The following is a 23,520-nucleotide window of genomic DNA, read 5'->3' as shown; positions in this document are numbered from 1 at the left end:
TTTGGCAGGTGCGGTGAAATCCTCGCTCAGACGAGGATCATTGCTTCTTTTTGACAGCGGTCTTCCTCGCCGCGGCCTTTTTCTGCGCAAGCTTGGGATTCGCTTCCGCCGGCAACAATGCTTGGATGGCGCCTTGCGCAATCTTCCGGGACAGGCTTTCACTGGAAACCGCGCGCGCCAGCGTCACCGTGCCGGCAAGCAACGCCAGCGCGGCATAAGCGGATTCCTCGTCCGCCGGCGTAAACGTAGAAGGAGGGCCTGCGGCAATGGACTTGGCAAGCTTGCGCAGTTCGGCTTCGAACTCCGCACGCAAAGGCTCATCCAGGCGCGCGACTTCCGGCGGAAGGCTTTGCAGGGCGCAGCTTTCCGACAGGTCGCAAGTACGCTTTACGCTGAGATAGAAGCGCACAAATTCCGGCCACCATGCCGCGCCGCGTTGTGCTTGCAGGTGAAGCACGGCTTCCTGCAGTTCCACCATGCCCTGCAGCATGGATTCCCTGAACGCTGCCTTCTTGGAATCGAAGTGCACGTAGAACGCGCCGGATGTCATGCCCGCTTCTTTCGCCAGCCCGTCAACGCCGATGCCGCCGTAGCCACCTTTGCGAAAACCGCGGCCGGCGGCATCGATGATGCGTTGCCGGGTTATCTTCTTTTGCTCGTCGCGGGGAATCATGGTTTGCTGTACGGCTTTGAATCGGATGGGTGGCTCCGGTTGCCAGCATAACGTCATTTTCTCGCCGAGCGTAGCTTGCTCGATATCTCTCCCATCGAGAAGAGGGGCAAAGCGACATGTTGATTAAAATGGCTCCCACGCCCCTTCATCGGCGATGCCGTTATCCGCAACCTTGGTGATCGCCTGCGTCCCCACATCAAGCACGTGAACGGAAAAGTACTGGCTGGCCTGCGTGCCCTGGGTGACATAGCGCGTGCGGTTGAGATTGCGTAAACCAATCTTTCGTGGCGACGCGCTCGAAGACAATGGCGCGGCCGTGTGGGGATCAGCGAGCTTCCAGGTTCAGCTTGACTAGGCTCAGCGGTATCAGCTGGGTGACGGGTCCACCCGCTGCCTGCGCTCGATACAGGGTGGTGCCATTGGGGGCGTCAGCCGTGACGTAATAGCGGGCGTGGCAATTTGGGGGCACGCTCTGCGCATTAACGGTTTCTTCTTCATCGGTGCTACACACTTCCCGTTCCATTAAATTCGTCATGGCGGCGGCATGAGTCAGCGATTCGATGCAGTGGTCGTTGGAGCAGGGCAGGCGGGCCCCGCCTTGGCAGAGCGCCTGGGCAAGTCCGGCCGCAAGGTGGCCGTGATCGAGCGCAAGCTGGTAGGCGGCACCTGCGTCAATACCGGATGCATTCCCACCAAGGCGATGGTAGCCAGCGCTTATGTCGCGCAGCTCGGACGCCGCTCGGAAAGCTACGGCGTGAGCACGGGCGAGGTTGGGGTGGATATGGAGGCCATCTGGAAGCGCACTCAGGGCATATCCGGGCATTCGCGCAGCAATGTCGAGAAGTGGTTGGCCGGCATGCCGAATGTTTCCCTGCTGCGTGGGCATGCGGCCTTCGAATCGTCGCGGACGCTGCGTGTGGGCGATACGCTGATCGAAGGCGGTGAAATATTCCTAAATGTCGGCGGGCGTGCAGTGATCCCAGATTTTCCCGGCATCGACAGCGTACCTTATCTCACCAATACGGGCATTTTGGAATTGCGTGAGCTGCCCAGGCACCTGGTGATCGTCGGTGGCAGCTATATCGGGCTGGAGTTCGGGCAGATGTTCCGGCGCTTCGGTGCCGAAGTCAGCATTGTCGAGCGCAGTGATCGCCTGTTGCCGAAGGAAGATCCCGATGTGTCGGCGGCCGTAGTCGACATATTGCAGCGAGAGGGTATTGGGCTGCATCTTGCTGCCGAATGCATCGAATTGCATGGCAAGGCCGGCGATATAAGCATCACGGCCAAATGCGCCAGTCCACGCATGGAGGTACACGGCACACATGTCCTGCTGGCAGTAGGGCGTCGTCCCAATACCGATGCGCTTGGCCTGGACAAGGCCGGGGTGGCCATCAACGAACATGGCTACATCACCGTCGACGATCAGTGCCGCACCAACGTCGAAGGCATATGGGCCCTGGGCGAATGCAATGGCCGAGGCGCCTTTACCCATACCGCTTACAACGATTATGAAATCGTCGCGGCGAATCTGCTGGACGGGGAACCACGGCGTATTTCCGATCGTATCCTGGCATACGCGTTATTCATCGATCCTCCCTTGGGGCGTATCGGGCTCACCGAGCGAGAGGCCTTGAACCAAGGCCATGACGTGCGGGTGGGCGTACGACCCATGTCGCGTGTGGGGCGCGCAATCGAGCGTGGCGAGACCCAGGGTTTCATGAAGGTGGTGGTGGATGGGAGAAGCGAGCAATTGCTCGGCGCGGCCATCCTGGGGGTCAATGGCGACGAGGCTATCCACAGCCTGCTGGACGTGATGTATGCGAAGGCGCGCTATCAAACCGTCACTCACGCCGTGCATATCCATCCCACCGTGGCGGAATTGCTGCCGACGGTCTTGCAGGGTCTCGGCACCGTAAAATGAGTTCTCCGGACTGAAGCGCTGCTGTTCGGCCCTCGTCCAGCGTAAGTTTGCGGCTGTAGTGCGCTATGGAGTCACTCATGAGCTACACCATCGGCAGCTTGGCGAAGGTCGCCGAGGTCCCCATCGAGACGATCCGCTACTACCAGCGGCGCGGATTAGTACCCGAACCGGCCAAGCCGCTGGGAGGCATTCGCCGTTACGATGAAAACCATGTGCGCCGCCTGCGCTTCATCAAGCGTGCGCAGGTGCTCGGTTTCAACCTCGACGAGATAGCCGATCTGCTGGCCTTGGAGGACGGGCGTCTTTGCCATGAGGCGGAGCAGCTGGGTGCAAATAAATTGACGATAGTGCGCGAGCGCATCGCCCAATTGCAGCGTGTCGAACTGGCGTTGACGGCCTTGGTCGATCAGTGCCACTGCAATACTGGCCAGGTGCATTGCCCGCTGATTGCAGCCCTGGAACGGTCGGCGTAGAGGATTCCTGGCCCCTCGCAAGACATTACGGCGAGCAGGGTCTCGAAGAGTGCTCATGCTATGAGGTAGTGCGTCCTGGGTTCCTTTGGCGGATGGTGTGACGCACCATGGATACGCCATGCCAGCATCGTGGTTCGCGTCGGTATTGCGGAAAACGACGTGCGTGCAATCACCTGAAGAACGGCATTGTAATTGATAAAAATACTTTCAAATCGGTCAGAAACACCCAAGAAACATCTTGGCTTTTAAATGTTCGTCTATTGTGCGTGCGTTCGGCATGTGGCATGCAGCATCAATGCGTCCGCCTCTCGGATAGGTGTCGTCTATACATTGGTTATAGATCTGCCTTAAGCGCGAAGATGGTTCTTGTAGCTGGAATAACTTAAGTGAAAGGGATTGGAAAGGCTTTATATGGTGTTGAAAATTTTCAAATCGATGCTGGTAATTTTGTTGGCGTTTGCTTGCTTGGAATGTAGTGCTGGAGTGGATGACTACGGCGGCCGTATTTATTTTGCGCAATACAATCGAGGTGAGGTGCACAATCCGTTTTTGGTCTTTCCAAGCCAGTTCAATTACTATGTTGACCCTTCGCTCAGGAGCGTAACTTTTACCATCGGTGGTCGCTCCTACTCGATCGATGTGCTGGCAGCGACCGAGGCGGCGATGGCAGAGTGGCAGGAAATACTTGGTAATGACCTTGTGTTTACGCCAGCCTCAAGCGAGGCGCAAGCCCTGCTGGTTATTACCGGCAATCAAGTGGAACCATCATCCCCCGGGCTTGCTGAAACGGTTATGGCGAGGAGCGGAAGTTTCTGGTCCGCAGCGCGCAATCCTAGTACGGCCTACTACCTGCGCAACATCGAAACGTCCCTGAATCGGAATCTGGGATGGTTTCGTGCGAACATGGCGCGTGGCACATCCGATGAGGACGTGTTGCGAATGCTAATCCGATTCGTGGCCCTGCACGAAATGGGACACGTCCTGGGTTTTCATCATCCTAGTTCCATGGTGGGCGATGCTTTTGATCGCATTCTCGACTCGTGGTTTGGCAACAGTCAGGTGGTGGTACTGGAAAGCTATCAGAATCCATCCATTCCCTTGATGGAAGCGCAGGCGACAGCCTATTTTCCCGCGCTACGTGAGCGGCTTGGCAGGCCTCTCTTGCCCAGCGACGTGGGCATTTCACCACAGGAACGAGAAGCACTGGCCAAACTGCGCACCCGCGCTCGAACGTGCCCACGACCAAACAATTCTTCTCGGTATGGAGATCATGGAATTCGAGGGCCGGTAAATGCCGATGATTGTGCGCCGTTCAAAATCATCATCCAACAGCCTGCTGGGGCCGCTTTACTCCTGCTCGGCAGCTAGTTATTGGTGCGAATGGTTCGCCATTGCTTTAGTCCTAGCGTTTGCCTTGCTGATTGCCGTGTCTGAGCTAGCGGCTCAGAGCGTGTAGGCAGGGATTGCAATCCATGCGCCGGGACACCGCGTGTAAAGTTGGGATTGTCATCCCGGTGCTACGTTCCACGAAGCGCGGATACCGTGAGGCTCGCACATTTTAAAAATTCAATGTCGAGGAGGCGACCAGAATGCCGGGTGCGAGGGATAGACCAGGGCATTCCTAGTGTCGTTCAGTGCACGACGTTGACACCAAAGATTTGCAGCAGAAGTGTCGCGTTGAGCATCAGCACGGCCGCAACGGCGAGGCATGCGATCACTTGTAGACTGATACGATTGCGATGCGCCCCCATGACATCGCGTCGGCGGGTCAGCCACACCAGGGCCAGCATCGGCAGTGGCAGCGTCAGGCTCAGGATCACTTGGCTCGACAGCAGCGCCTTGGTCGGGCTCATGCCGGATCCCACGACCACAAAGCTGGGGAGCATGGTGATGCCGCGGCGAAGCCAGAGCGGCATCCGGAATTTGACGAAGCCCTGGACGATGACCTGGCCGGCCATGGTGCCGACTACGGAGCTGGAGATGCCCGAGGAGATCAGGGCGACCAGGAACAGGCCTGCGGCTGCCGCGCCCACGGCGGGTCCCAGAGCCCGATAGGCATCCTGGAGCTCCGAGACGTCAGCGTGATGATCATGGAAGGCGCCGGCGGCTACGACGATCATCGCCGCGTTGACCAGGCCCGCCAGGGTCAGCGTGATGCCCACTTCGCGATTGGAGAATGTGAGCAACTTTGTCCGTTCCGCATCGGTTCGTGCCGGAACCCGAGCCTGGGTCAGGCCGGAATGCAGATAAAGCGTATGCGGCATGACCGTGGCGCCGACAATGCCCACCGCGAGATTCAGCGCATTGGCGTCGGGCAATTCATGCGTGGCCAATCCCTTGAACACGCCGCCCCATTGCACCGGGGACAACAGCAGTTCCGCCGCATAAGCCATGCCGATGGCTCCCACCAGCGCCGCGATCGTCAGTTCCAATGGCCGGAAGCCGCGATTGCCAAGCAACAGTATGGCGCAGGTGACGGCCGCCGTAAGAACCAGGCTGGTCATCAGGGGCAAGTGGCACAGCAGTGATACGCCCAGGGCGCCGCCCAGCAGTTCCGCCAAATCCGTCGCCATGGCGGCAACCTCGCTGGCCAGCCACATCGGCAGTACGAGCGTTGCCGGAAGATGCATGCGGGACAATTCGGCCAGGTTATGTCCAGTGACAATACCCAGCTTGGCCGACAGCACCTGAAAGAGTACCGCCACCGCGCTCGCCAAGATCACCACCCACAGCAAGCTGTAGCTATATTGCGCGCCGGCCTGAATATTGGTGACGAAATTGCCGGGATCCATGTAGGCAACCGAAACCACGACACCCGGTCCGACCAGCCCCAGCCAGGCCCGCCAATGACCACGACGTTCGCCGAGCACCGTTCGCACGGAGGCGACGATGCGCTCCGAGCTGGACAACGGGTGAGCGAGGACCAGGGTATTCATTCGCGTTCGGCTTGAGCGGCATCGGTCGCCATGGGTGGTTGGAATCTATCGCCGCCGTCGTGGTGAGTGAATTTGATTTGTTGGATGGCCGCGATAGTCTGCCGCTATGGCACCGCTCTGCCTTCGGCACTGACCTCGCGGAGAAACCCCTCAGGCGCTTGACCGCGGGCGGCAAGCCTTGGCTCTGGCTGGATCGCAGGGCAAGGAATAGGCTGGATACCCTTTCGAATAAGGGCGATTTATGACTGACGATCCTTTCCATTTGCAGAGATTCCTGGATGAGCAGGTAGCCATGTATGAGAGGGTTGTTGCTGAACTTCGCGCGGGCCGCAAAACCAGTCATTGGATGTGGTTTATTTTTCCCCAGATCGAAGGCCTTGGATTCAGCTCGACGTCCCGATTCTTTGCTATCCATTCGATCGAAGAGGCCAGGGCCTATTTGCGGCACCCCGTCTTGGGGTTGAGGCTGCATGAATGCGCCGAGTTGGTAATCCGGATCGATGGAAAGTCGGCACGCCAAATCTTCGGTAGTCCGGACGAACTGAAGTTTCGTTCGTGCATGACGTTATTTAGCAAAGCGGACCCCATCGACCCGGTGTTCCAGCGGGCGCTGAAAAAATATTTCGATGGCGTGGATGACCCACGTACGCTTGAACGGCTTCGTTTGCATTAGCAGCCGGCTACGGATTCGGGACCCGACAACGGTGAGACAAAAATTTAAAGGTATTTTCACGATGTCATCACGCGAGTCTGTGCTGGTATAGCGACCTCAAAGTCTGTGAAGCTGGCGTCTTGGAGCAGGCAAGGGGAAGCACTGAAACACGGATTTATGGTTGCCCTGATTCGGCAGGGCGTGTCTTGGCTTTCCATCTGGAACAGGCCAGAAAAGGCGCCATGAGTTGAATGCCATGGAGTGGCATGGTGGTCCTTTCAGATTTAAATGCTTCAATTGTCCTATTAATTAAAGTTCAAGTTCGACTTTATGGTTATTTTGTAGGGAGAAAATGCATGTCTGCCATATCGTTCCAGTCTCAGCTATACGAAGTGGTGGTCAATCAGGAAGATCAATATTCGATCTGGCCGGTCGGCAAGATCGTGCCAAATGGTTGGATCTTGGTAGGCAAGCAGGGGACGAAAGAAGCTTGCCTTGACTATATTGGCGACGTATGGACCGACATGCGTCCGCGTTCGCTTCGTGCATCCATGCTCAACTGATCGTAGGCCGTGCACGACAAGACGATGTCGTGCGCGACGAAATGACACAAAGCGAGAGCATTCTGCATCGGCTCAATGATTGGGAGGGGCGTCCTGCTGATAGGGATGCCATGAGCCGGCCCGTGCGAAACATGCGGGGGCGGAAAATATTTCCAATGTCCAGACCTATTGGGTGCCTTGCCAGGATGGCGTGGTTACAAGGCGGTGTATTGGCTTTGCGCGTGCGCGACATGTGAAAACCGTATTGCTTTTCTCCGGGCAAGGCTCCCACCATTTTCAAATGGCGCGGGAGCTGTATGAGCGAGACACGCACTTCCGCGCCACCTTGCGTGACTCGGATCAGGTAGTTCGCGCTCGTTGCGGCGAATCCGTATTGGATGTGCTGTTTGCGGAAGGAAAAAGCCGTAATGAGCCGTTCAATCGCCTTTTGCACAGTCATCCGGCGATCTTCATGGTGGAGTACGCCTTGGCGGCTTCGTTGCTGCATCGTGGCGTGCGAGTTGACATGGTGCTTGGCGCAAGCCTCGGCGCCACGGCCGCCGCTGCTGTGGCAGGGTACATGGATCCGGATCTGGCCTTGCTGGCGGTGGTCGAGCAGGCCATCGCGCTGGAGGCGCATTGCACACGCGGCAGCATGATTGCCGTGGTGGGTGAGCGACAGCGTTATCTCACCCCGGAATTGCTCGCTCTTTGCGAACTGGCGGCCGACAACTTTGCGACGCATTCGGTGTTGTCACTGCCGGAACAGCACGCCGCAGCCGTGATGGCCCATCTGCGCCAGCGCGGCATGGCGTTCCAGCAACTTCCGGTGGCTTTCGCCTTTCACTCGCGCTGGATCGATGCTGCCGGGCAAACTTATCGCACCGTTCTGCAAGACATTGAACGCCGCCAGGGCGAGTTGCCGATGATGTGTTGCGCCACCGGCAAGCTCTTGCGCCGGTTGTCCGCGGATTACTTCTGGACCGCCGTGCGCGAACCCATTCTATTCCAGCAGGCGATCAGCTCGCTCGAATCGCAGGGAAGCCATCGCTATATCGACTTGAGTCCGGACGGCACGTTGGCGACCTTCCTGAAGCATGCGCTTCCGACCGGCTCGGTCTCCCAGGTGCATACCGTCATGTCGCCCTTTGGCAGCGACATGCAACGCCTGGAACGGCTAACTGTCCCTCAACACGCATCCGCATCGACGACATCGGTGCGCGAAAACCAACACGCGCGTTCTTGTACCGATGTATCCGTGGAAACCGAATCCGCGCTGACAAGCACCGTTCGGGAGGGGCGCGGGAGGCAGAAAGCGGCCAAACCGTTCCGTCTGGACGCCGGTTCGCTCGGCAGCCGCATCTTTCGTCATCGCTATGGCTTGCATTATGCCTATATGACGGGTGCGATGTACCGCGGCATCGCCTCGGCCGATCTGGTGATCAGGATGGGCCGGGCCGGGTTGCTCAGCTTCTTCGGCGCGGGCGGGCTCTCGCTGCGGAGAATCGAGGCGGCGATTGTCCGCATTCAGGCGGAACTCAACACCGGTCAGCCCTACGGCATGAACCTGCTGGCGAATTACGACTATCCCGCGCAGGAAATGGCGGTGGTGGAGCTGTATCTCAAATCCGGCATCAGCAATGTCGAAGCGGCAGCGTTCATGCAGATGACACCCGCACTGGTCCGCTTCCGTTTGCAAGGCTTGCGTCAAAGCGCCAAGGGTGACGTCATCTGCTCGCATCGCATCATTGCCAAGGTGTCGCGGCCGGAAGTGGCCAGGGCATTCATGAGCCCGCCGCCAACGCACATCCTGGAACGCCTGCTTGAGCAAGGTCTGGTAACGGCTCAGCAAGCGGAGTGGTCCAGGCGCATTCCGATGAGCCATGACATTTGTGTCGAAGCCGACTCCGGCGGACATACGGACGGCGGCATTGCGGCCGTCATGATGCCGCCGTTGTTGCGCATGCGAGATGAAATGCAGCGTACCCACGCCTATGCCGAACCGATTTGCATGGGTCTCGCCGGCGGCATCGGCGGACCGGAAGCCGCTGCGGCGGCGTTCATGCTTGGTGCGGACTTCGTCGCGACCGGCTCGATCAATCAGTGCACGGTGGAGGCGGGGATGAGCGCGGACGGCAAGTCGATGCTGCAGGAGATCGACATCCACGATACCGAGTATGCGCCGGCCGGCGACATGTTCGAGTTCGGCGCACAGGTGCAGGTGATGAAGAAATCGGTGTTCTTCCCGGCGCGGGCGAACAAGCTGCTGTCGCTCTACCAGCACTATGCGAGCCTGGACGAGATTCCGCTGCGCACGCGCAACCAGTTGGAAGGCAGCTTTTTCAAGCGGAGTTTTGACCAGATCTGGCACGAAACAATGAGCTACTTGCAGTCCGTCAAGCTGGAGCACGAGATCGCCAAGGCCCAGGCCAACACCAAGCACAAGATGGCGCTGGTGTTCCGCTGGTACTTCGCCTACAGCACGCGCATCGCCATCGAGGGCAAGGGCGAGGATCGCGTGAACTACCAGATCCAGACCGGTCCGGCGCTGGGCTCCTTCAACCAATGGGTGAAGGGGACAGAGCTGGAATCCTGGAGCAACCGCCGTGTGGATCACATCGCCCTCAAGCTGATGGACGCGACCGCCGCGCATCTGTCGCGTTCCTTTGCACGTTTCGCCGATAGCTGATTGGTTTGGTGCTTGGCTCGCGCCGGCGCTGCCGGCGGCAAGCTTCGTGAACGAGTACGGCCCGACCGAGGCGATGGTAGGTTGCGGTTTATCGCGGCCCCCAGATCCGGCAAAGCTGCCGCGCCTGAAAAAGGGCGTCATCCTGGGGGTCTCCGCGGGTATCCTCAACTTCGGCAACGCGGCGTTCATCTGGGTGATTGCCGGATTGGGATCGATGGCGCTCGCGGCCAACAGCATCAATCTGACTGTGAGCTACCTGGGTTTCATCCCCGTGCTTGGCCTGCCCATCGGCTGTAGCGTGTTGTGCAGCAACGCCATCGACAAGAACAACTTTGCGCAAATCCCACGAATCGTGCCGATAACATGCTGATCGAGTTGGCCTACATCGTCGTCATCTCGTTTTTCAAGTCGCGACGCCGGGCGCCTTGCTGAGCCCTTTCGGACTGGCGGGCAAGCCGCCGGAAATCCAGCACGCCTCCATCGCGACCGCCCGGGTGCTGTGGGCCTATTCGCTGGCCTTCGCCTTCTCCATGACGGGAGCCTCGGTGCTGCAAAGCTTCGGATTGACCCGCTTCCTGTTCGTCATCCGCCTGGTGGTCATGGGGTGCCTCGGCATTCCAGCCGTATACGCAATCACCACGGTGCCCATGGGACACTTGAACATTCTGCCTGTGTGATGGGTGGTCGGTTCTTCGTTTGAGGCAGTCATCGGCATGTTGTACTTTTGGCGGATCTTTTCTGCGGTGAAAAGGCGCCAGAACGGCATTGTGCTGGCCTATGCGGAGAGTCAGGGCTGATGCCGGTACGTAGGCTGGGATGACCGTCCCAGCTGTGGGGGCGTATGCAGGTTGCCGGGTTTGCGGTCCCGGCCTGCGCGGACAGTAGAGAAGGAAAAGGAGGGGGCATGGTAAGCATGCGGGCAAGCGCCGTCGATCCGGGACGCTGGTTTCGGCGCTATGGCGCGCACACCGGCACGCGTCGCCGCCTGATCTGTTTTCACCACGCCGGTGGCGGCCCTTCGCTGTTCCGGGAATGGCAGCAGCACGTTGCGCCGTATACCGAGGTGTGGGCGGTAGCGATTCCGGGGCGGGAAACGCGTGTTGCCGAACGGCCGCTCTATCGCCTGGATACGTTGGCCATGCTGTTGGCCGATGCGATGCCGTTGGACCTGCCGTTCGCTTTCTTCGGCCATAGCCTGGGCGGCGTCGTTGCCTTCGAGTTAGCGCGGCAGCTGCATGAACGCCGTTTGCCCCTGCCACAACGGCTGTTCGTTTCGGCTTGTTCCGCGCCGCAACTGTGCCGGCGCGAAAAATCGCGCGCCAGCCTGAGCGATGCCGAACTGTTGCAGACACTGGAAAGTTTTGCCGCCACGCCAAAGGAAATCCTCGGGCATCCCGAATACCTGCAGATGGTGCTGTCGGTGGTGCGCGCGGACTTCAACCTCATCGACAGCTACGTGGTGCCGGAAGGCAGCGAGTTGCGGCTCCCGATCACCGCCTATGCCGGTGCCGCCGACAAGCACGTCACGCCGACCCGGATACTGGCCTGGGAGCGCTGGGCGCAGCCGGGCTTTGCCTGCCGCAGCTTCGAGGGCGATCATTTCTATCTCCATCATCAGCGCATGGCGCTGATCGACGACCTGCTCGCACGTTGGAGCGGTGTCGGAGTGCCGGGCATGGCCGGAGGCCACGCATGAACGGTGCTACCGGCGTGCAAGAGCTCACGCCGGCAGTTCGCACGGGATGCCGCCTCACCGTCATCCATGCCATGCCGGCCGACTTGTGGCAGGAGGCGCGCCGCCTCTGCGACGATGCGCTGGCGCGAGGTTCCAGCTTTGTGGCGATCCTGCGCGGGGCCGACGCATTCGGCGATGAAAGCCTGTTGGTCGACGCCGATCGCCAACGTGCCTCACGCTTTCGGCTGGCTGGCGACCGGCATAATTTCGTGCTGGGCCGCACGCTGGTACACCATCTGGTTCGCCCCTGTGGGGCGCCCGTGCCGTACGCCTTTTCCCTTGGGCGCCACGGCAAGCCTTTTTTACCCGATGCCCCGGCTTATAACGTGTCGCATTCCGGTCGCTGGCTCGCCTGTGCAGTAAGCTCCGGCGAGCCGATCGGCATCGATATCGAAACGTTTGCGCGCCTCGGCGACTATCGCGACCTGCTGCCTGCCATCACGCACGCAGCGGAGCGGCGTCACATCGAACAGGCTCCCGCCGAGGATCGACAGGCGCTGTTCAAGCGCTGTTGGACACGCAAGGAGGCGGTGCTGAAAGCCATCGGCACGGGGCTCAGCGACAAGCTACAGGCCATCGATGTTTGCCTGGACCACGACGAGCCCGTGCTCAGCCATCCGGCTCGCTTGCGTCTGATCGATTTGCCCATGGGCAAGGAGCCAGTGACGGCTGCACTGGCGCAGGCTCCCTCGATGCCGGGTATCGTGATGATGCTGGTCTTGGCCGACACCTGAGCGGACCTGCTTGTAAAATCCCCCTGTTGGAGCGAGGCTTTCATCCGAACAGGGCGGGGGCGCGGCAGTCAAACGCAGGTCAGGCGAAGGTATTCGCCTAGGGGGAAGGAACCATGTTCGGCAGCATAGTCCTTGAAGTCGCCATCGGCATGATCGTGTGCTTCGGTTCCGTCGCGCTGATTGCAAGCAGCGTGCAGGAGGCGGTCGCTTCCATGTTCCGGCTGCGCGCCAGAACGCTGTTGGCGGGCGTTACCCAGTTGTTGAATGGTCACGCCTTGGTGCTGGACATCTACAATAACGCACTCGTCAATCCACGCAGCGATGGCTGCGCGGCCAGCATCGGCAACCTGTCCATGAAGCTGGCGCCGTCCTATATCGCCCCGTTGAATTTCGCGCGCGCACTGGTGGACGTGCTGGGACGGGGCCGGGTCGCGTTCGGCAATTTGCGTCCCGCACTCGAGGCCATTTCCGATCAGCAGATCCGCGACTGCCTATGCAGCATGTACGACCGTGCTGCGGGCAATGCGGCAGCTTTCGAAACCGAGCTTGCGCAATGGTTTGATTCGGCCATGGACCGGATCTCCGGCGCGTACAAAAGACAGGCCCAATTCTGGGCATTCGTATTCGCCATGGCGGTGGCGATCGCCTTCAACATCGATGCGTGCCACGTGCTGACCAGCTTGTGGAAGACGGCCGCCACGGGCCTGTTGCACTTGCCTGTTCCAGCGCCGGAGGCCAATGTCAACGATGCCGTTTCGACGCTCGACCGGCTGCCGATCGGATGGAGTGATCCGCCCGGCTTCATCGAAACGCTCTACCGGATTCCCGGTTGGCTCATCACCGCAACTTCATCCCTGTTCGGGGCGCCGTTCTGGTTCGGCCTGCTCGGCAAGATCACCAATCTTCGCGGGGCAGGGGACAAGCCCAACGTTGCCGCCTGAGCAAGGCTTGACCGTGTAGGCTGGGGTGCAAACCCCAGCATTGCCATGTATGCAACCTGCGGATGCTGGGATTGTCATCCCAGCCTACGCTCGCTACAAGCGCATACGGTGCGGTCCCGACATGGTTCGATCAGCAACGCGCCAAGCCAGACATTCCCTTTTCATCACGCCAACCATCCAGGCATTTTGGATATTCATGACGTTTTTTGTACAAAACGTTCGTGCGGTGAATTGATCTGGATCAAGTCCTCGTTGCGCCATTGAGCTAAATTCTTGCCAGGCGCCATGAAGCATGGCGAAAGTCGGGTCGACGAGATGGATGAGCGGCGTCCTGCCCTTTTTGGGATGGCAGCGTTCGTCCTATTCGATGGGGACTATTGATCTTGCGGCACCAGACTGATGTTTGTACATTTCGCAAGAGAGATTTTTACTATCGGTGCTGGCCTGATCCATTCACCATAGGCATGGGGTTTATTCCATGAGCAAGATCGACTGTCGTCACGGCGGTTTTCTTGGAGCCTTGCGCTACGCCGCCGTGCTCGTGGCGATCACCATGCTTCCCATCGTCGCCGGCCGACTGCATGCGCAGTCCCAGAGTTCGGTAACGGCGTCCGATTCCACTGCAACGCGAGTCATGGCTTGCACCGCCTGCCACGGAGAGCGGGGGCAGGGTAGTGGGGACGATTACTTTCCTCGGCTCGCCGGCAAGCCGGCCGGGTATTTGTACAACCAGCTGGTCGCCTTCCGGGACGGTCAGCGCAAATACCCGCCGATGAATTATTTGCTCGCCTATTTGCCGGATACCTATCTGCAGGAAATGGCCGACTACTTTGCAACTCAGCAAGCGCCTTTTCCCGCGTTGCCAAAACCCACCGTAGGGCCGCAAGTGCTGGCCCAGGGAAAGAAGTTGGTGTTGCAGGGGGATGATGCCCGCCACATTCCGGCATGCGTCGCTTGCCATGGCGCGTCATTGACGGGCATGTCGCCTGACATGCCAGGCTTGCTAGGCCTGCACAGCAAATACATCAGCGCACAGCTTGGAGCGTCGCGTTATGGGACGCGCACGTCGAGCAAGCCCAACTGTATGCAGCAACTGACCATGCAGCTGTCGGAGGCCGACATCACGGCGGTCTCGGCTTATCTATCGTCGCTTCCGGCGCCAGCGAATCCTGCACCGGCTCCTGCCGGTTCGCTGAAATTGGCGCTCACCTGCGAAGGTGCCCGGACAAAATGAGCAAGCCATCGTCAACTGAAGCACGAAGTAGGCTACGGGGCGGCGCTTCACGCGCGATGCTTGGCCTGGCGCTGGGTCTGTTTGCCTTGGTTCAAGGCGCGCGAGGCCAGGATGCATCAACGATTGCGCAAGGCCAGTACCTGGCTCGGGCGGGCGACTGCATAGCGTGCCACAGCAATCCGGGCGACCAGCCCTTTGCGGGAGGCCGAGCGATGGCAACACCGTTCGGTACCCTCTATTCGCCGGATATTTCGCCGGATCCTCAAACGGGCATCGGGGCTTGGACGCCCGACGAGTTCTACAAGATGATGCACACCGGGCGAACACGATCGGGGGCACTGCTTTACCCCGCGATGCCCTTTGCCGCCTACACCAGGGTGACTCGTGCTGACGCGGACGCCATATTTGCCTACTTGAAGTCGGTGCCGCCGGTACGTCAGAAAAACCGGGAACAGGATCTGCGGTTCCCGTACAACAATCGCAATCTATTGCTTGGCTGGCGTACCCTCTACTTCAAGGAGGGTGAATTCCAGCCTGATCCGTCGAAGTCGAGCGAATTCAATCGTGGCGCCTATCTGGTCGAAGGGCTCGGGCATTGCTCGATGTGCCACACCGCGATCAATGCGCTGGGCGGCAGCTCGAAGTCGGAAACCTTTCAGGGCGGGCTGATCCCGGCGCAGGAATGGTATGCGCCGTCCTTGACCTCCAATCGCGAGGCGGGGCTCGGCGACTGGAGCATCAAGGATATCTCGGACCTCCTGCAAGCCGGTGTATCGGCGCGGGGGGCTGTCTACGGCCCCATGGCTGAAGTGGTCTACAACAGTCTGCAGTATTTGTCGGATTCCGACATCCGCGCCATGGCAGTCTATCTGAAGGCGTTACCGTCTACCGGCGAAACCGCGGCCCCCAATGAAGTACAGACGCAGGACAAGCTTCGTCTATCGCCGCTGGGAAAGAAGATTTACGCAGCACAGTGCGCGGTATGCCACGGAGCGAACGGCGAGGGCAAGGGCTGGGACTTTCCCCCGTTGGCCGCGAACCAGTCGATTCAAATGGCATCGTCGGTCAATCCGATTCGTATGGTCCTCAATGGCGGCTACCCGCCGGGAACCATGCGCAATCCCCGGCCGTACGGCATGCCTCCGTTCGCGCAGCAGCTGTCCGACGAAGAAGTCGCGGCGGTCGTGACTTACATTCGCACGGCCTGGGACAACCACGGAACGGCGATTACAGCCGAGGATGTCAATGCGCTGCGCTCGGCTCCGCTCAATTGAGAAGGCGAGATCCCCATGGGTAGTGACGACGATCAACAGGCACGCAGCGAAGACGAACGTGTCGAGGAAATCGTAAGAGCCGGTCCCCGGGGCGCGCTTACGGTCGTCGGGATCGCGGTGGCAATCGTTATCGCGCTGTGGTTCCTGTTCTATTTCCTGGTCTTCCTTCCTCGTGGCGTGATTCGCTAAAGGACCTGTCGTGGCCCAAACGTTTTCCGCTGATTCGCATGATACGGCTGCGCTATCTCAGCGTATCGAGAAGCGATGGGCCTTGTTGATGGTCAGCATCATCGGCCTGCTCGTCGCGGTGATGATTTTTACCGGCCTGCATTGGGCGATGATGCCGCCTTCCCGGGTCGAAACCATCGATCCCTCGACCCTGCACCTGTCGGGCGAATTCGTCGAGAGCAACCTCGGCAGCGCCGTCGAAGCGGACGGGTCGGTCACGGTGCGGGTGATCGGACAGCAGTACTCGTTCACACCGCAATGCCTTGTGGTGCCGGCAAAAACGCCCATCAGGTTCCGGGTAACCAGCGCCGACGTCATACACGGAATGCTCATCACCGGGACCAACATCAATTCGATGGTGGAGCCTGGCTACATTTCGACCTTCAAGACCGAGTTCAAGCAGGCCGGCGATCACTTGATGCCCTGTCATGAGTATTGCGGCGCCGGTCATGAAGCCATGTGGGCGAACGTGAAGGTGGTCGACAAAGACGCCTTTTCAAAAATGGCCGTCAACACCAGGAGGCTGACCTGTGATCTCTAACAAACGCCTGGTGCTCGCCCATTTTTGGCTGGCGTTTGCCGTATTCGGCCTTGCCATCCTGCTGGGCGAGTGGCAAATGTTCATCCGCAGCCCCTTGCACGGCTGGCTGCACAACCCCGATCTCTACTACCGCTCGGTCACCGCGCACGGCACCGTGATGGGATACGTCTTTCCGACCCTCATTGCGATGGGATTCGGCTATGCCATCACGGAGCTTTCCCTTGGCCAGGCCCTGATCGGCCGGCGTTGGGCATGGGCAGGGTACGTGATGATCATCGTCGGCTCGGTCGCGGCCGTGGTGCCGGTGGCCCTGGGGCTCGACTCGGTGCTTTACACCTTCTATCCGCCGATGATCGGTAACGCCTTCTATTACATCGGGGTCGTGCTGGTCGTGCTCGGCTCGTGGATCTGGGTCGCGCTGATGGGGATCAACCTGCAGGCGTGGAAGCGCGCGCATCCGGGGGTTGCCGTTCCGCTGCCCATGTTTGCGAATGTCGCTGCTGCCTACTTGTGGGGGTGGACGGCGGTGGGTGCGGCCCTGGAACTGCTGTTCCAGATCCTGCCCGTGGCGCTGGGTTTTTCAAACACCATCAACGCGGGTCTCGCGCGCGTGCTGTTTTCCTGGACGCTGCATGCCATCGTCTACTTCTGGCTGATGCCCGCCTATATCGCTTTTTACACGATCGTTCCCCGTGCCATCGGCGGTCGCCTGTACAGCGACACCATGGCACGAATTTCATTCGCGCTGTTTCTCGTGTTTTCGATGCCGATCGGGATCCATCATTTGTTCGCCGATCCGCAAGTCGGCTCCGGATTCAAATTCATCCATTCCGTGTTTACCGCCATGGTGACAGTGCCTACGCTGCTGACGGTATTCACGATCGGTGCTTCGGTGGAAATTGCCGCCCGCCTGCGCGGAGGGAAAGGCGTATTCGGTTGGCTCAAGGCGCTGCCCTGGGACAACCCGCAAATGCTCGCATTGGCCTTTTCGTTCGTGATGCTTGGCTTTGGCGGCGCCGGCGGCCTGATCAACATGAGCTACCAGCTGGACTCGACCATCCACAACACCCAATGGATCACCGGCCATTTTCACCTGATCTTCGGCGGCGCAGTCGTGATCATGTACTTCGCCATCGCCTATGACTTGTGGCCGCACCTTACGGGACGAGCAATGCGGGACCTGGGCATGATCCGTATGCAGTTGTGGCTATGGTTCGTCGGCATGATAGTCACGACGTTTCCATGGCATTACGTGGGTATCCTGGGCATGCCCCGGCGCATGGCCTACTACGACTACAGCGCCCCCGGCACGTCCGGTGAAGCCATCTCGGTCATCATGTCGACGATGGGTGGTGCGCTGCTGGTTGTTTCGGCCGTCCTGTTCCTCGTCATCCTTTATCGCAATCATTCCGCCAGCCGGGTCGAGCCGGCCCCGTTCACCTTCAGCCGGGCCATTCACGAGCCAAGCTCGCTGCCGTTGGCCTTGAACGGACTGGGGCTTTGGGTGGGCCTGATGATCGCGCTGACGATCACGAATTATGCTTATCCCATCGTGCAGCTGATGGGCTTGCCCGACGCCAGGGTTCCAGCGGTCTTTGTTGGAGCGAAGTGATGAACGCTGATCGCCCGCGCCTGATTTCGCTTCGGAACCCCTGGTTCACGGCAAGCGCCGGGGCTCTTTCCCTGTTGTTCGTGTTTTCAGCCTGGGTAGGATTCGTCTGGCTTCCTTCGGCTCAGGATGACGCCTTGTTCAAGGGGCTGTTGAATGCGATTTGCAGCGCCGCAGGTGCGCCCAGGGCTTGGTTGGGCGAAGCGAGTCCTCCGGTTCCGCCCAAGGCGCCAGTCTCCAGCGTGGTGCTGACGCCCGGTATGCTTGAAGGCGCGTCTGCCGGCGGTTCCATCGGTCGCGGCGCCACCTTGGCGCTACGCTGCACGATGTGTCATGGCGCCCGTGGCGTGAGTGCTGCAAATACGCCGAACCTGGCCGGGCAATACGCGCCTTCGATCTATAAAGAGCTACGCGATTTTCAAAGCGGCGCGCGCACCAGCGCCATCATGGTGCCCATGCTGGCGGGTCTTGGCGACCAGGACCTGCGTGACCTGTCGGCGTATTACGCTGCTTTGCCCCGTGATAGCGCGCCTGAAATGTATCCAGCTCCCGATATCGTCGCCACGGGTTCGCCCATGCGTAACATCGCTCCTTGCGAATCCTGCCATGGCGCTATGGCGACCAAGCTGGGCGCGCCCTGGCTCGCTCTGCAGCCGCGTGAATATCTGAAATCCCAGCTCGAGGCGTTTGCCGGTGGCAGTCGCCATAACGACATCAGTGCCCAGATGCGAAATATCGCGCGCAACATGACGCCGGACGAAATCAACGCAGCCGCGAGCTATTACACGCAAAACAGATAGGTGGCCCATTCCGCCGATTCGGCTGCGGCGGAGCGTAGGCCTGGATGACAACGCCGGCATCGCGCCGAGTGCATGCATGGCAATGCCGGGTTTCGCAGCGTAAGCCTACGATGGCCATCGCAGTCAACGCAGCGCCAGGCGCGCGTGCAGTGACGGGTATTGGATCAGGGCATGCCGCTAGGGAGCGCAGCAATGCGGCTCGACGACGGCAGCCGAGCCTGCCGCAAACTCCTTATAGGCCTTGAAGGCTTTCAGCGCCCACATTTCACCTACGCAGCCGCCCATCGCGGCCGCGACGGCCAGGACTTCGCCCAGCTCGGCTTCGCTGGCTCCGTACTTCACGGCCTGTTGCACATAGAACACGATGCAAGGTTCGCAGCGGGCCGAAATGGACCACAGCATGGCACCCAGCGATTTCTGCCGTGCGGGCAGCGCGCCATCCGTAAAGATCGCGGCCTGCCGCATCTGCTGGATAGGCCGGGTGACGCCGTGGGTGAGCTTGTCGAAATCACCCATCAGGCCCAGCGCCGGATCAATGCTTTTCATTGACATGTTCGACGCCTCTCAATGTTGCACGGAGGATGGATAACCGGCATTGGCCGTCGCTTGAATCAGCGCGGCCGGCTGCGTCTTGGCGTCGTCGTAACTGATCGTGACTGTCTTGCGGGCCAGGTCGGAGCTGACATCTTCCACACCGGCGACTTTTTGCAAGGACTTTTTGATCGTGACTGGGCACATGGGGCAGGTCATGCCGGGCACGGCGAGGGTGACCGTGCGGGTGGCGGCCATACCGGCCATGGGGACGACGCCCAGCAGTATCGCGGCAAGGGTAGCTATCGCTTTCATAGGTGGACTCCTCAATAGAACCAAGGCGCGGCATAGGGAAAACCGAACGCAATCAGCACCAGGGCCGCCACGATCCCGAACAACGCTTTGTAGACCCTGCGCACCGCCGGAGTTGCACAGACCTGGTCCGGACCGCAGGCACTGGCCGGTCGGAAGATCCCTCGATAGGCAAAAACCAGCGCCAGCATGGAAACGATCAAGAACCATGGACGCAACGGTTCCAGGCGGGTCAGTTGACCGATCCAGACGCCACTGAGCCCGATGCTCACCAGTACCAGCGGGCCCAGGCAGCACGCGGAAGCGAGGATGGCTGACAGGCCACCGATGGTGAGGCTGCTCTTCTCACTGTGGTTTTGCGCCATGTCTGCCGCCGATAAGGGAAAACTCGTTCGTGGCAAGCCTACTTCCGTAGTCGACTACGGAGTCAATCGCGAGGCTGGCCCGCAAGTCCTGATGCGCTATGGCAACCAAGCGCCGGTTTGAACCTCCCGGGACGCCGGCTGCAGACGGTTCAGCAGCCATGGCAGCACGACGGCCAGCAGGTAGAACTTGGAGGCGAAGTATTTGTTGTCCAGATGGGCCCGATGGGCATCCAGCCAGGCGGGCGCGCCGGGGAGCAAATCCTGCGCTTTGGCGTCGATGGCAAATTGGCGCACGCGGTCGTAGCGTACTCGCGCAAGTGCGCATACGTCGAAACGGAAGCAACCCTTTTTCGCGATATAGGGAAGATTCAAAAAAGATCGCGCAATGTGCTTGCGCACAAGGATCTTGTTGGTGCCGTCCGGCCCGATCAGATGGTCCTCCGGCACCTCATGGGTGAGCCATTGGCCGAGCCGCGCATCGCAATAGGGGTAGGCGAGCGGCAGGGCCAGGGCGCTCGCCGTATACAGTCCTTTGCCGAAGCTCGCCGCCTCGACGATTGCCGCGGCGATGCGCCGGCGATCGGCCACCGTACGGGCCGCCTGGATGGCGCAGAGGAAAACGTCCAGGCGCCGCCGGGAGTACATGGCCATGGGCTCGCCAAACAGTGCATCGACCTCCTCGTCGCTGAAGCGCGAACCGGGATAAAAGCGCTCGAACGCGCTCATCTGCATGGTGCTCAGGGCGTAGCAAAGGCGGAAACTACGCCGGATGCCCCACAGATTGAACAGATGGTCCGGGAGCGCGAAATGCTGCGCCAGGACACGGAAGATCAGGTGGCGCCAATGGCTCGGCATGCCGAAATACACATCCGATCCCAGTGCGTCGAGCACCCCGTCGCCACCATTGCCACGGATCTCGGCGACCAGGTCCAGGTAGGACAGCATGGCAAAATCCGCAGTCAGCAACGGAATCTGCTGCACGTGCGCGAGATAACGGTCATAGGCCCGTCCCGGATCGCAAACCAGGGCTTCATGGCGCAAGCCGAGATTGCGGGCAACCCATTGCGCCGATGCCAGTTCGTTTTCCTCGCGCCCGCCAAGATAAGTGATGCAGGTGACGTCCGGACGCGCGTCGGCCAAGGCAATCGCCATCGAGGTCGAGTCCTTTCCGCCGCTTTGCAGAAACCAGGGCTGTTGCATACGGGCGGTCGAGTTCGTCACGGCAGCGCACAACAGCCGGTGATAGGTCTGCACGAGCGCGTCACTGCTGCGAGAGGTGCAAGATGGCTTTGCCGTTATCTTCCACGCAGCCAGCGCGGCGTGCAGCACGGGGTCATCGTTGCTCCCGAGCACGAGATAATCGTCCGAGAAAACCACCTTGATCCGGCGATAGACGGAGTGTGGCGGATAGACAAAAGCATTGCGCAAAAGATCGGCGATCGATACGGGGTCGAACGATGCCCGGTCTTTTGGGAGCGCGTCGACGAGGGAGAAATCGATGTCCCGAGTATCGGCGCGCAGACGCAGCGCCAGCGGGGACATGCATTCGTCGTAATGAGAAGGGGCGACAGAAGCCATGGCTGCGTCCCTCACCGGGTACTGTCCCGCAACGTCACGACGCGACGGCGGATCAAGGTGATCAGGCAACGGCGTAGATAGCGCGCAAAGCCTGCGGCATGCGCGATATACAGCTGTTTCGTGGTCAGTAGCCGCTGCTTGTGCAAGGTATTACGCACGTCCACCGCAGCCCGATACATGGCCGTCAGATCGCCGCTCAGTCCACCTGCCCCGAAAGGCGGTTTGTGCCAGGAAGCCAGTACCTGGTTGAGCCGCGCGCAGCGGTAGCCTGACAGCAGAATCTGCGCCCACAGCATGAAGTCCTCGGCTCGGCGCCGATTCTCGTCAAAGCGGAACGGCAAGTCGCGGCGCAGCACTACTGAAGCTGTCGGAAAAGCCTTGTGCCACAACGACAGCCGGTTGGGGCAGGGCCGGCATCGAATGGGGTAGCGCAGTGCGGGCGCATGCTTGCCTCGCGCTTGCACGTTCATGTCGTGGGCGATCAAGGCGATACGTGGATCGTCGTCCACAGCCTGCATCTGCAGGCGGAGCTTGTGCGGGTGCCAGCTGTCGTCGGCGTCCAGGAAGGCGACCCAAGGCTGGGTAGCGTTCTCCCAGCCCCAGTTGCGTGCTGCCGAAGGGCCTCGATTCTCGGGCAAGCCCAGCACCTTTACCCAGCCCGGCGGATAACGCCGCGCGACACCCTTTAACCGTGCCAGCGTGTCATCACCGCTGCCATCGTCGACCAGCAGCACCTCCGCGGGGCGCAGCTTCTGTCTGGCCACCGAGCTCACTGCCTGCTCGATCGTATGCGCGCATCGAAAACACGGCACCACCACGCTTACCGGTGCCCATATGTCTCGATTGCGGCCGCTCGTCCTGAAGATCGCCCTGGCGATCGGAACCACCGTACGACCCGTGGTATCGGCACTGCCCACTACCGTTGGATAGGCCATCAAGAGCGCTCCCCCCACCCACGCGCACCCCTACAGTTGCGCGACAAGGCAATCAATCCTCTGCATGCGATACGTGGCATCGCATGTAGGACGTGTCCCCTATTGAGTACCGGGCGGTGAGGTGAGTTTAATTACAGTGTTGTCGTCGTTTGGTGTAAGCGAGTGAGTTGGCCTGAATTTTTACTTGCGCAAAGCTGTCGGCGGGACGGCGCGTTGGCGCATGGTTAGCCCGCAGCTTCGTGCGGAAAAATTCACGTGCGGATGATACCCAGGCGTGCATTTTTCCGGCGTCAACCATGTTCACTTGGGGAGTATCAGCATGAACACGCTTTGTAAAACCTTCGTGTCGGTCATGGGTGCGCTTGCCTTGAGTGGTTCCGCGCTCGCGCAATACAACGAACCGAGCAGTTCGACGTCAAGCATGAGTACGAATGGCGGTATGCACGGCGACACGTCCGGCATGAAAGGAATGCATCACGCCATTCAGGGTATGCATGCCATGCCCGCCACCGTCACATCCGTGGATTCAAAAACCGGTGTCGTGGAAGCGGATACGGAAGGCATGAGCCTCAAGCTGCATTTCCCTCCGGCGTCCGTGGCAAACCTGAAGGCAGGCGACAAGATCACCTTGCACTTGGGATTCAGCAAGCCGTGACTGCAGGCTTCACGCAACTCAAGGGATAAGAACGCCGTCCTTGCCATGGCGAAGTCTTTTTCGTCATGTACCGCGCTGGTCGCGGGATGCAAGTGCGCGCCTTTACCACAACGTCCCGCCACGATCAGCAATACGGCGGAGAGATGGCCAGTACAGTTGCGC

General features: G+C 60.1%; 26 protein-coding genes. 18 read left to right on the top strand and 8 right to left on the bottom strand.

Features of this window, described 5'->3' with window-relative positions; translation table 11 throughout:
• Positions 1-37: 37 nt before the first annotated feature.
• Positions 38-673: a TetR/AcrR family transcriptional regulator gene (locus EKH80_RS07410; RefSeq protein ID WP_126684085.1), complete on the bottom strand. Its 636-nt coding sequence runs from the start codon at positions 671-673 to the stop codon at positions 38-40.
• 325 nt (positions 674-998) lie between these two features.
• Positions 999-1,184, bottom strand: a complete 186-nt coding sequence (locus EKH80_RS07405; RefSeq protein ID WP_126684084.1) for a hypothetical protein — start codon at positions 1,182-1,184, stop codon at positions 999-1,001.
• A gap of 33 nt (positions 1,185-1,217) precedes the next feature.
• Between EKH80_RS07405 and EKH80_RS07400 the strand changes: the two genes are divergently transcribed.
• The 3 genes from EKH80_RS07400 to EKH80_RS07390 all read left to right on the top strand — a co-directional run bounded on the left by EKH80_RS07400 (position 1,218) and on the right by EKH80_RS07390 (position 4,435).
• Positions 1,218-2,594 (top strand): FAD-containing oxidoreductase, encoded by a 1,377-nt coding sequence (locus tag EKH80_RS07400; protein WP_126684083.1) that lies wholly within the window; start codon positions 1,218-1,220, stop codon positions 2,592-2,594.
• 65 nt (positions 2,595-2,659) lie between these two features.
• Positions 2,660-3,067: a MerR family transcriptional regulator gene (locus EKH80_RS07395; RefSeq protein WP_126684082.1), complete on the top strand. Its 408-nt coding sequence runs from the start codon at positions 2,660-2,662 to the stop codon at positions 3,065-3,067.
• Between the two features lie 411 nt (positions 3,068-3,478).
• A complete protein-coding gene (locus tag EKH80_RS07390) occupies positions 3,479-4,435 on the top strand; it encodes a zinc metalloprotease (RefSeq protein ID WP_126684081.1) in 957 nt (318 codons plus the stop codon).
• A gap of 263 nt (positions 4,436-4,698) precedes the next feature.
• On the opposite strand, the gene EKH80_RS07385 is transcribed toward EKH80_RS07390, so the two are convergent.
• A complete protein-coding gene (locus EKH80_RS07385; protein WP_126684080.1) occupies positions 4,699-6,003 on the bottom strand; it encodes an Nramp family divalent metal transporter in 1,305 nt (434 codons plus the stop codon).
• Between the two features lie 241 nt (positions 6,004-6,244).
• Here EKH80_RS07385 and EKH80_RS07380 point away from each other — a divergent pair, with 241 nt between their 5' ends.
• The 14 genes from EKH80_RS07380 to EKH80_RS07320 all read left to right on the top strand — a co-directional run bounded on the left by EKH80_RS07380 (position 6,245) and on the right by EKH80_RS07320 (position 18,982).
• Complete coding sequence (locus EKH80_RS07380) at positions 6,245-6,676, top strand: DUF1810 domain-containing protein (RefSeq protein WP_126684079.1); 432 nt, start codon at positions 6,245-6,247, stop codon at positions 6,674-6,676.
• Positions 6,677-7,011: 335 nt separating this feature from the next.
• Complete coding sequence (locus tag EKH80_RS07375) at positions 7,012-7,218, top strand: MbtH family protein (RefSeq protein ID WP_126684078.1); 207 nt, start codon at positions 7,012-7,014, stop codon at positions 7,216-7,218.
• A 172-nt stretch (positions 7,219-7,390) separates the two neighbouring features.
• Positions 7,391-9,886, top strand: a complete 2,496-nt coding sequence (locus EKH80_RS07370; protein ID WP_329955473.1) for a PfaD family polyunsaturated fatty acid/polyketide biosynthesis protein — start codon at positions 7,391-7,393, stop codon at positions 9,884-9,886.
• Complete coding sequence (locus EKH80_RS07365) at positions 9,864-10,256, top strand: MATE family efflux transporter (RefSeq protein ID WP_126684076.1); 393 nt, start codon at positions 9,864-9,866, stop codon at positions 10,254-10,256. Before EKH80_RS07370 ends, EKH80_RS07365 begins: the two co-directional genes overlap by 23 nt.
• A gap of 55 nt (positions 10,257-10,311) precedes the next feature.
• Positions 10,312-10,563, top strand: coding sequence for a hypothetical protein (locus EKH80_RS07360; protein ID WP_126684075.1), 252 nt, complete (start codon positions 10,312-10,314; stop codon positions 10,561-10,563).
• A 227-nt stretch (positions 10,564-10,790) separates the two neighbouring features.
• On the top strand, positions 10,791-11,582 hold the full coding sequence (locus EKH80_RS07355) for a thioesterase II family protein (protein WP_158628786.1): 792 nt from the start codon (positions 10,791-10,793) through the stop codon (positions 11,580-11,582).
• Positions 11,579-12,355, top strand: a complete 777-nt coding sequence (locus EKH80_RS07350; protein WP_126684073.1) for a 4'-phosphopantetheinyl transferase family protein — start codon at positions 11,579-11,581, stop codon at positions 12,353-12,355. Before EKH80_RS07355 ends, EKH80_RS07350 begins: the two co-directional genes overlap by 4 nt.
• A gap of 113 nt (positions 12,356-12,468) precedes the next feature.
• Positions 12,469-13,296 carry a hypothetical protein gene (locus EKH80_RS07345; RefSeq protein WP_126684072.1) on the top strand — a complete coding sequence of 276 codons (828 nt, stop codon included), beginning with the start codon at positions 12,469-12,471 and terminating at the stop codon, positions 13,294-13,296.
• Between the two features lie 478 nt (positions 13,297-13,774).
• The gene (locus tag EKH80_RS07340) at positions 13,775-14,530 is read left to right on the top strand and encodes a c-type cytochrome (protein WP_230473482.1); all 756 of its coding nucleotides are present in this window, start codon (positions 13,775-13,777) and stop codon (positions 14,528-14,530) included.
• Positions 14,527-15,804, top strand: coding sequence for a c-type cytochrome (locus EKH80_RS07335; protein WP_196240350.1), 1,278 nt, complete (start codon positions 14,527-14,529; stop codon positions 15,802-15,804). The genes EKH80_RS07340 and EKH80_RS07335 overlap by 4 nt, the downstream gene beginning before the upstream one ends.
• A 15-nt stretch (positions 15,805-15,819) precedes the next feature.
• Complete coding sequence (locus tag EKH80_RS23965) at positions 15,820-15,993, top strand: hypothetical protein (RefSeq protein ID WP_196240349.1); 174 nt, start codon at positions 15,820-15,822, stop codon at positions 15,991-15,993.
• 10 nt (positions 15,994-16,003) lie between these two features.
• Positions 16,004-16,573 (top strand): cupredoxin domain-containing protein, encoded by a 570-nt coding sequence (locus EKH80_RS07330; RefSeq protein WP_230473481.1) that lies wholly within the window; start codon positions 16,004-16,006, stop codon positions 16,571-16,573.
• A complete protein-coding gene (locus EKH80_RS07325; RefSeq protein WP_126684071.1) occupies positions 16,563-18,185 on the top strand; it encodes a b(o/a)3-type cytochrome-c oxidase subunit 1 in 1,623 nt (540 codons plus the stop codon). The genes EKH80_RS07330 and EKH80_RS07325 overlap by 11 nt, the downstream gene beginning before the upstream one ends.
• On the top strand, positions 18,185-18,982 hold the full coding sequence (locus EKH80_RS07320) for a c-type cytochrome (protein ID WP_126684070.1): 798 nt from the start codon (positions 18,185-18,187) through the stop codon (positions 18,980-18,982). The genes EKH80_RS07325 and EKH80_RS07320 overlap by 1 nt, the downstream gene beginning before the upstream one ends.
• Before the next feature lie 177 nt (positions 18,983-19,159).
• Here EKH80_RS07320 and EKH80_RS07315 read toward each other — a convergent pair whose 3' ends face one another.
• The 5 genes from EKH80_RS07315 to EKH80_RS07295 form a co-directional block, all read right to left on the bottom strand.
• Positions 19,160-19,534, bottom strand: a complete 375-nt coding sequence (locus EKH80_RS07315; RefSeq protein ID WP_126684069.1) for a carboxymuconolactone decarboxylase family protein — start codon at positions 19,532-19,534, stop codon at positions 19,160-19,162.
• Between the two features lie 12 nt (positions 19,535-19,546).
• Positions 19,547-19,828, bottom strand: a complete 282-nt coding sequence (merP, locus tag EKH80_RS07310) for a mercury resistance system periplasmic binding protein MerP (protein WP_126684068.1) — start codon at positions 19,826-19,828, stop codon at positions 19,547-19,549.
• 11 nt (positions 19,829-19,839) lie between these two features.
• The gene (gene merT / locus EKH80_RS07305; protein WP_126684067.1) at positions 19,840-20,190 is read right to left on the bottom strand and encodes a mercuric ion transporter MerT; all 351 of its coding nucleotides are present in this window, start codon (positions 20,188-20,190) and stop codon (positions 19,840-19,842) included.
• A 96-nt stretch (positions 20,191-20,286) separates the two neighbouring features.
• A complete protein-coding gene (locus EKH80_RS07300; RefSeq protein ID WP_126684066.1) occupies positions 20,287-21,768 on the bottom strand; it encodes an asparagine synthase-related protein in 1,482 nt (493 codons plus the stop codon).
• An 11-nt stretch (positions 21,769-21,779) separates the two neighbouring features.
• Entirely contained in the window at positions 21,780-22,703 is a 924-nt protein-coding gene (locus EKH80_RS07295) for a glycosyltransferase family 2 protein (RefSeq protein WP_126684065.1), read from the bottom strand.
• A 274-nt stretch (positions 22,704-22,977) separates the two neighbouring features.
• Between EKH80_RS07295 and EKH80_RS07290 the strand changes: the two genes are divergently transcribed.
• Complete coding sequence (locus EKH80_RS07290; protein WP_230473480.1) at positions 22,978-23,358, top strand: hypothetical protein; 381 nt, start codon at positions 22,978-22,980, stop codon at positions 23,356-23,358.
• Positions 23,359-23,520 lie beyond the last annotated feature (162 nt).

This window comes from Dyella choica (assembly GCF_003977665.1).
GTDB lineage: Bacteria > Pseudomonadota > Gammaproteobacteria > Xanthomonadales > Rhodanobacteraceae > Dyella_B > Dyella_B choica.
Note: the sequence above shows the minus strand (reverse complement) of the source record. Positions and strands in the feature narration are given on the sequence as shown.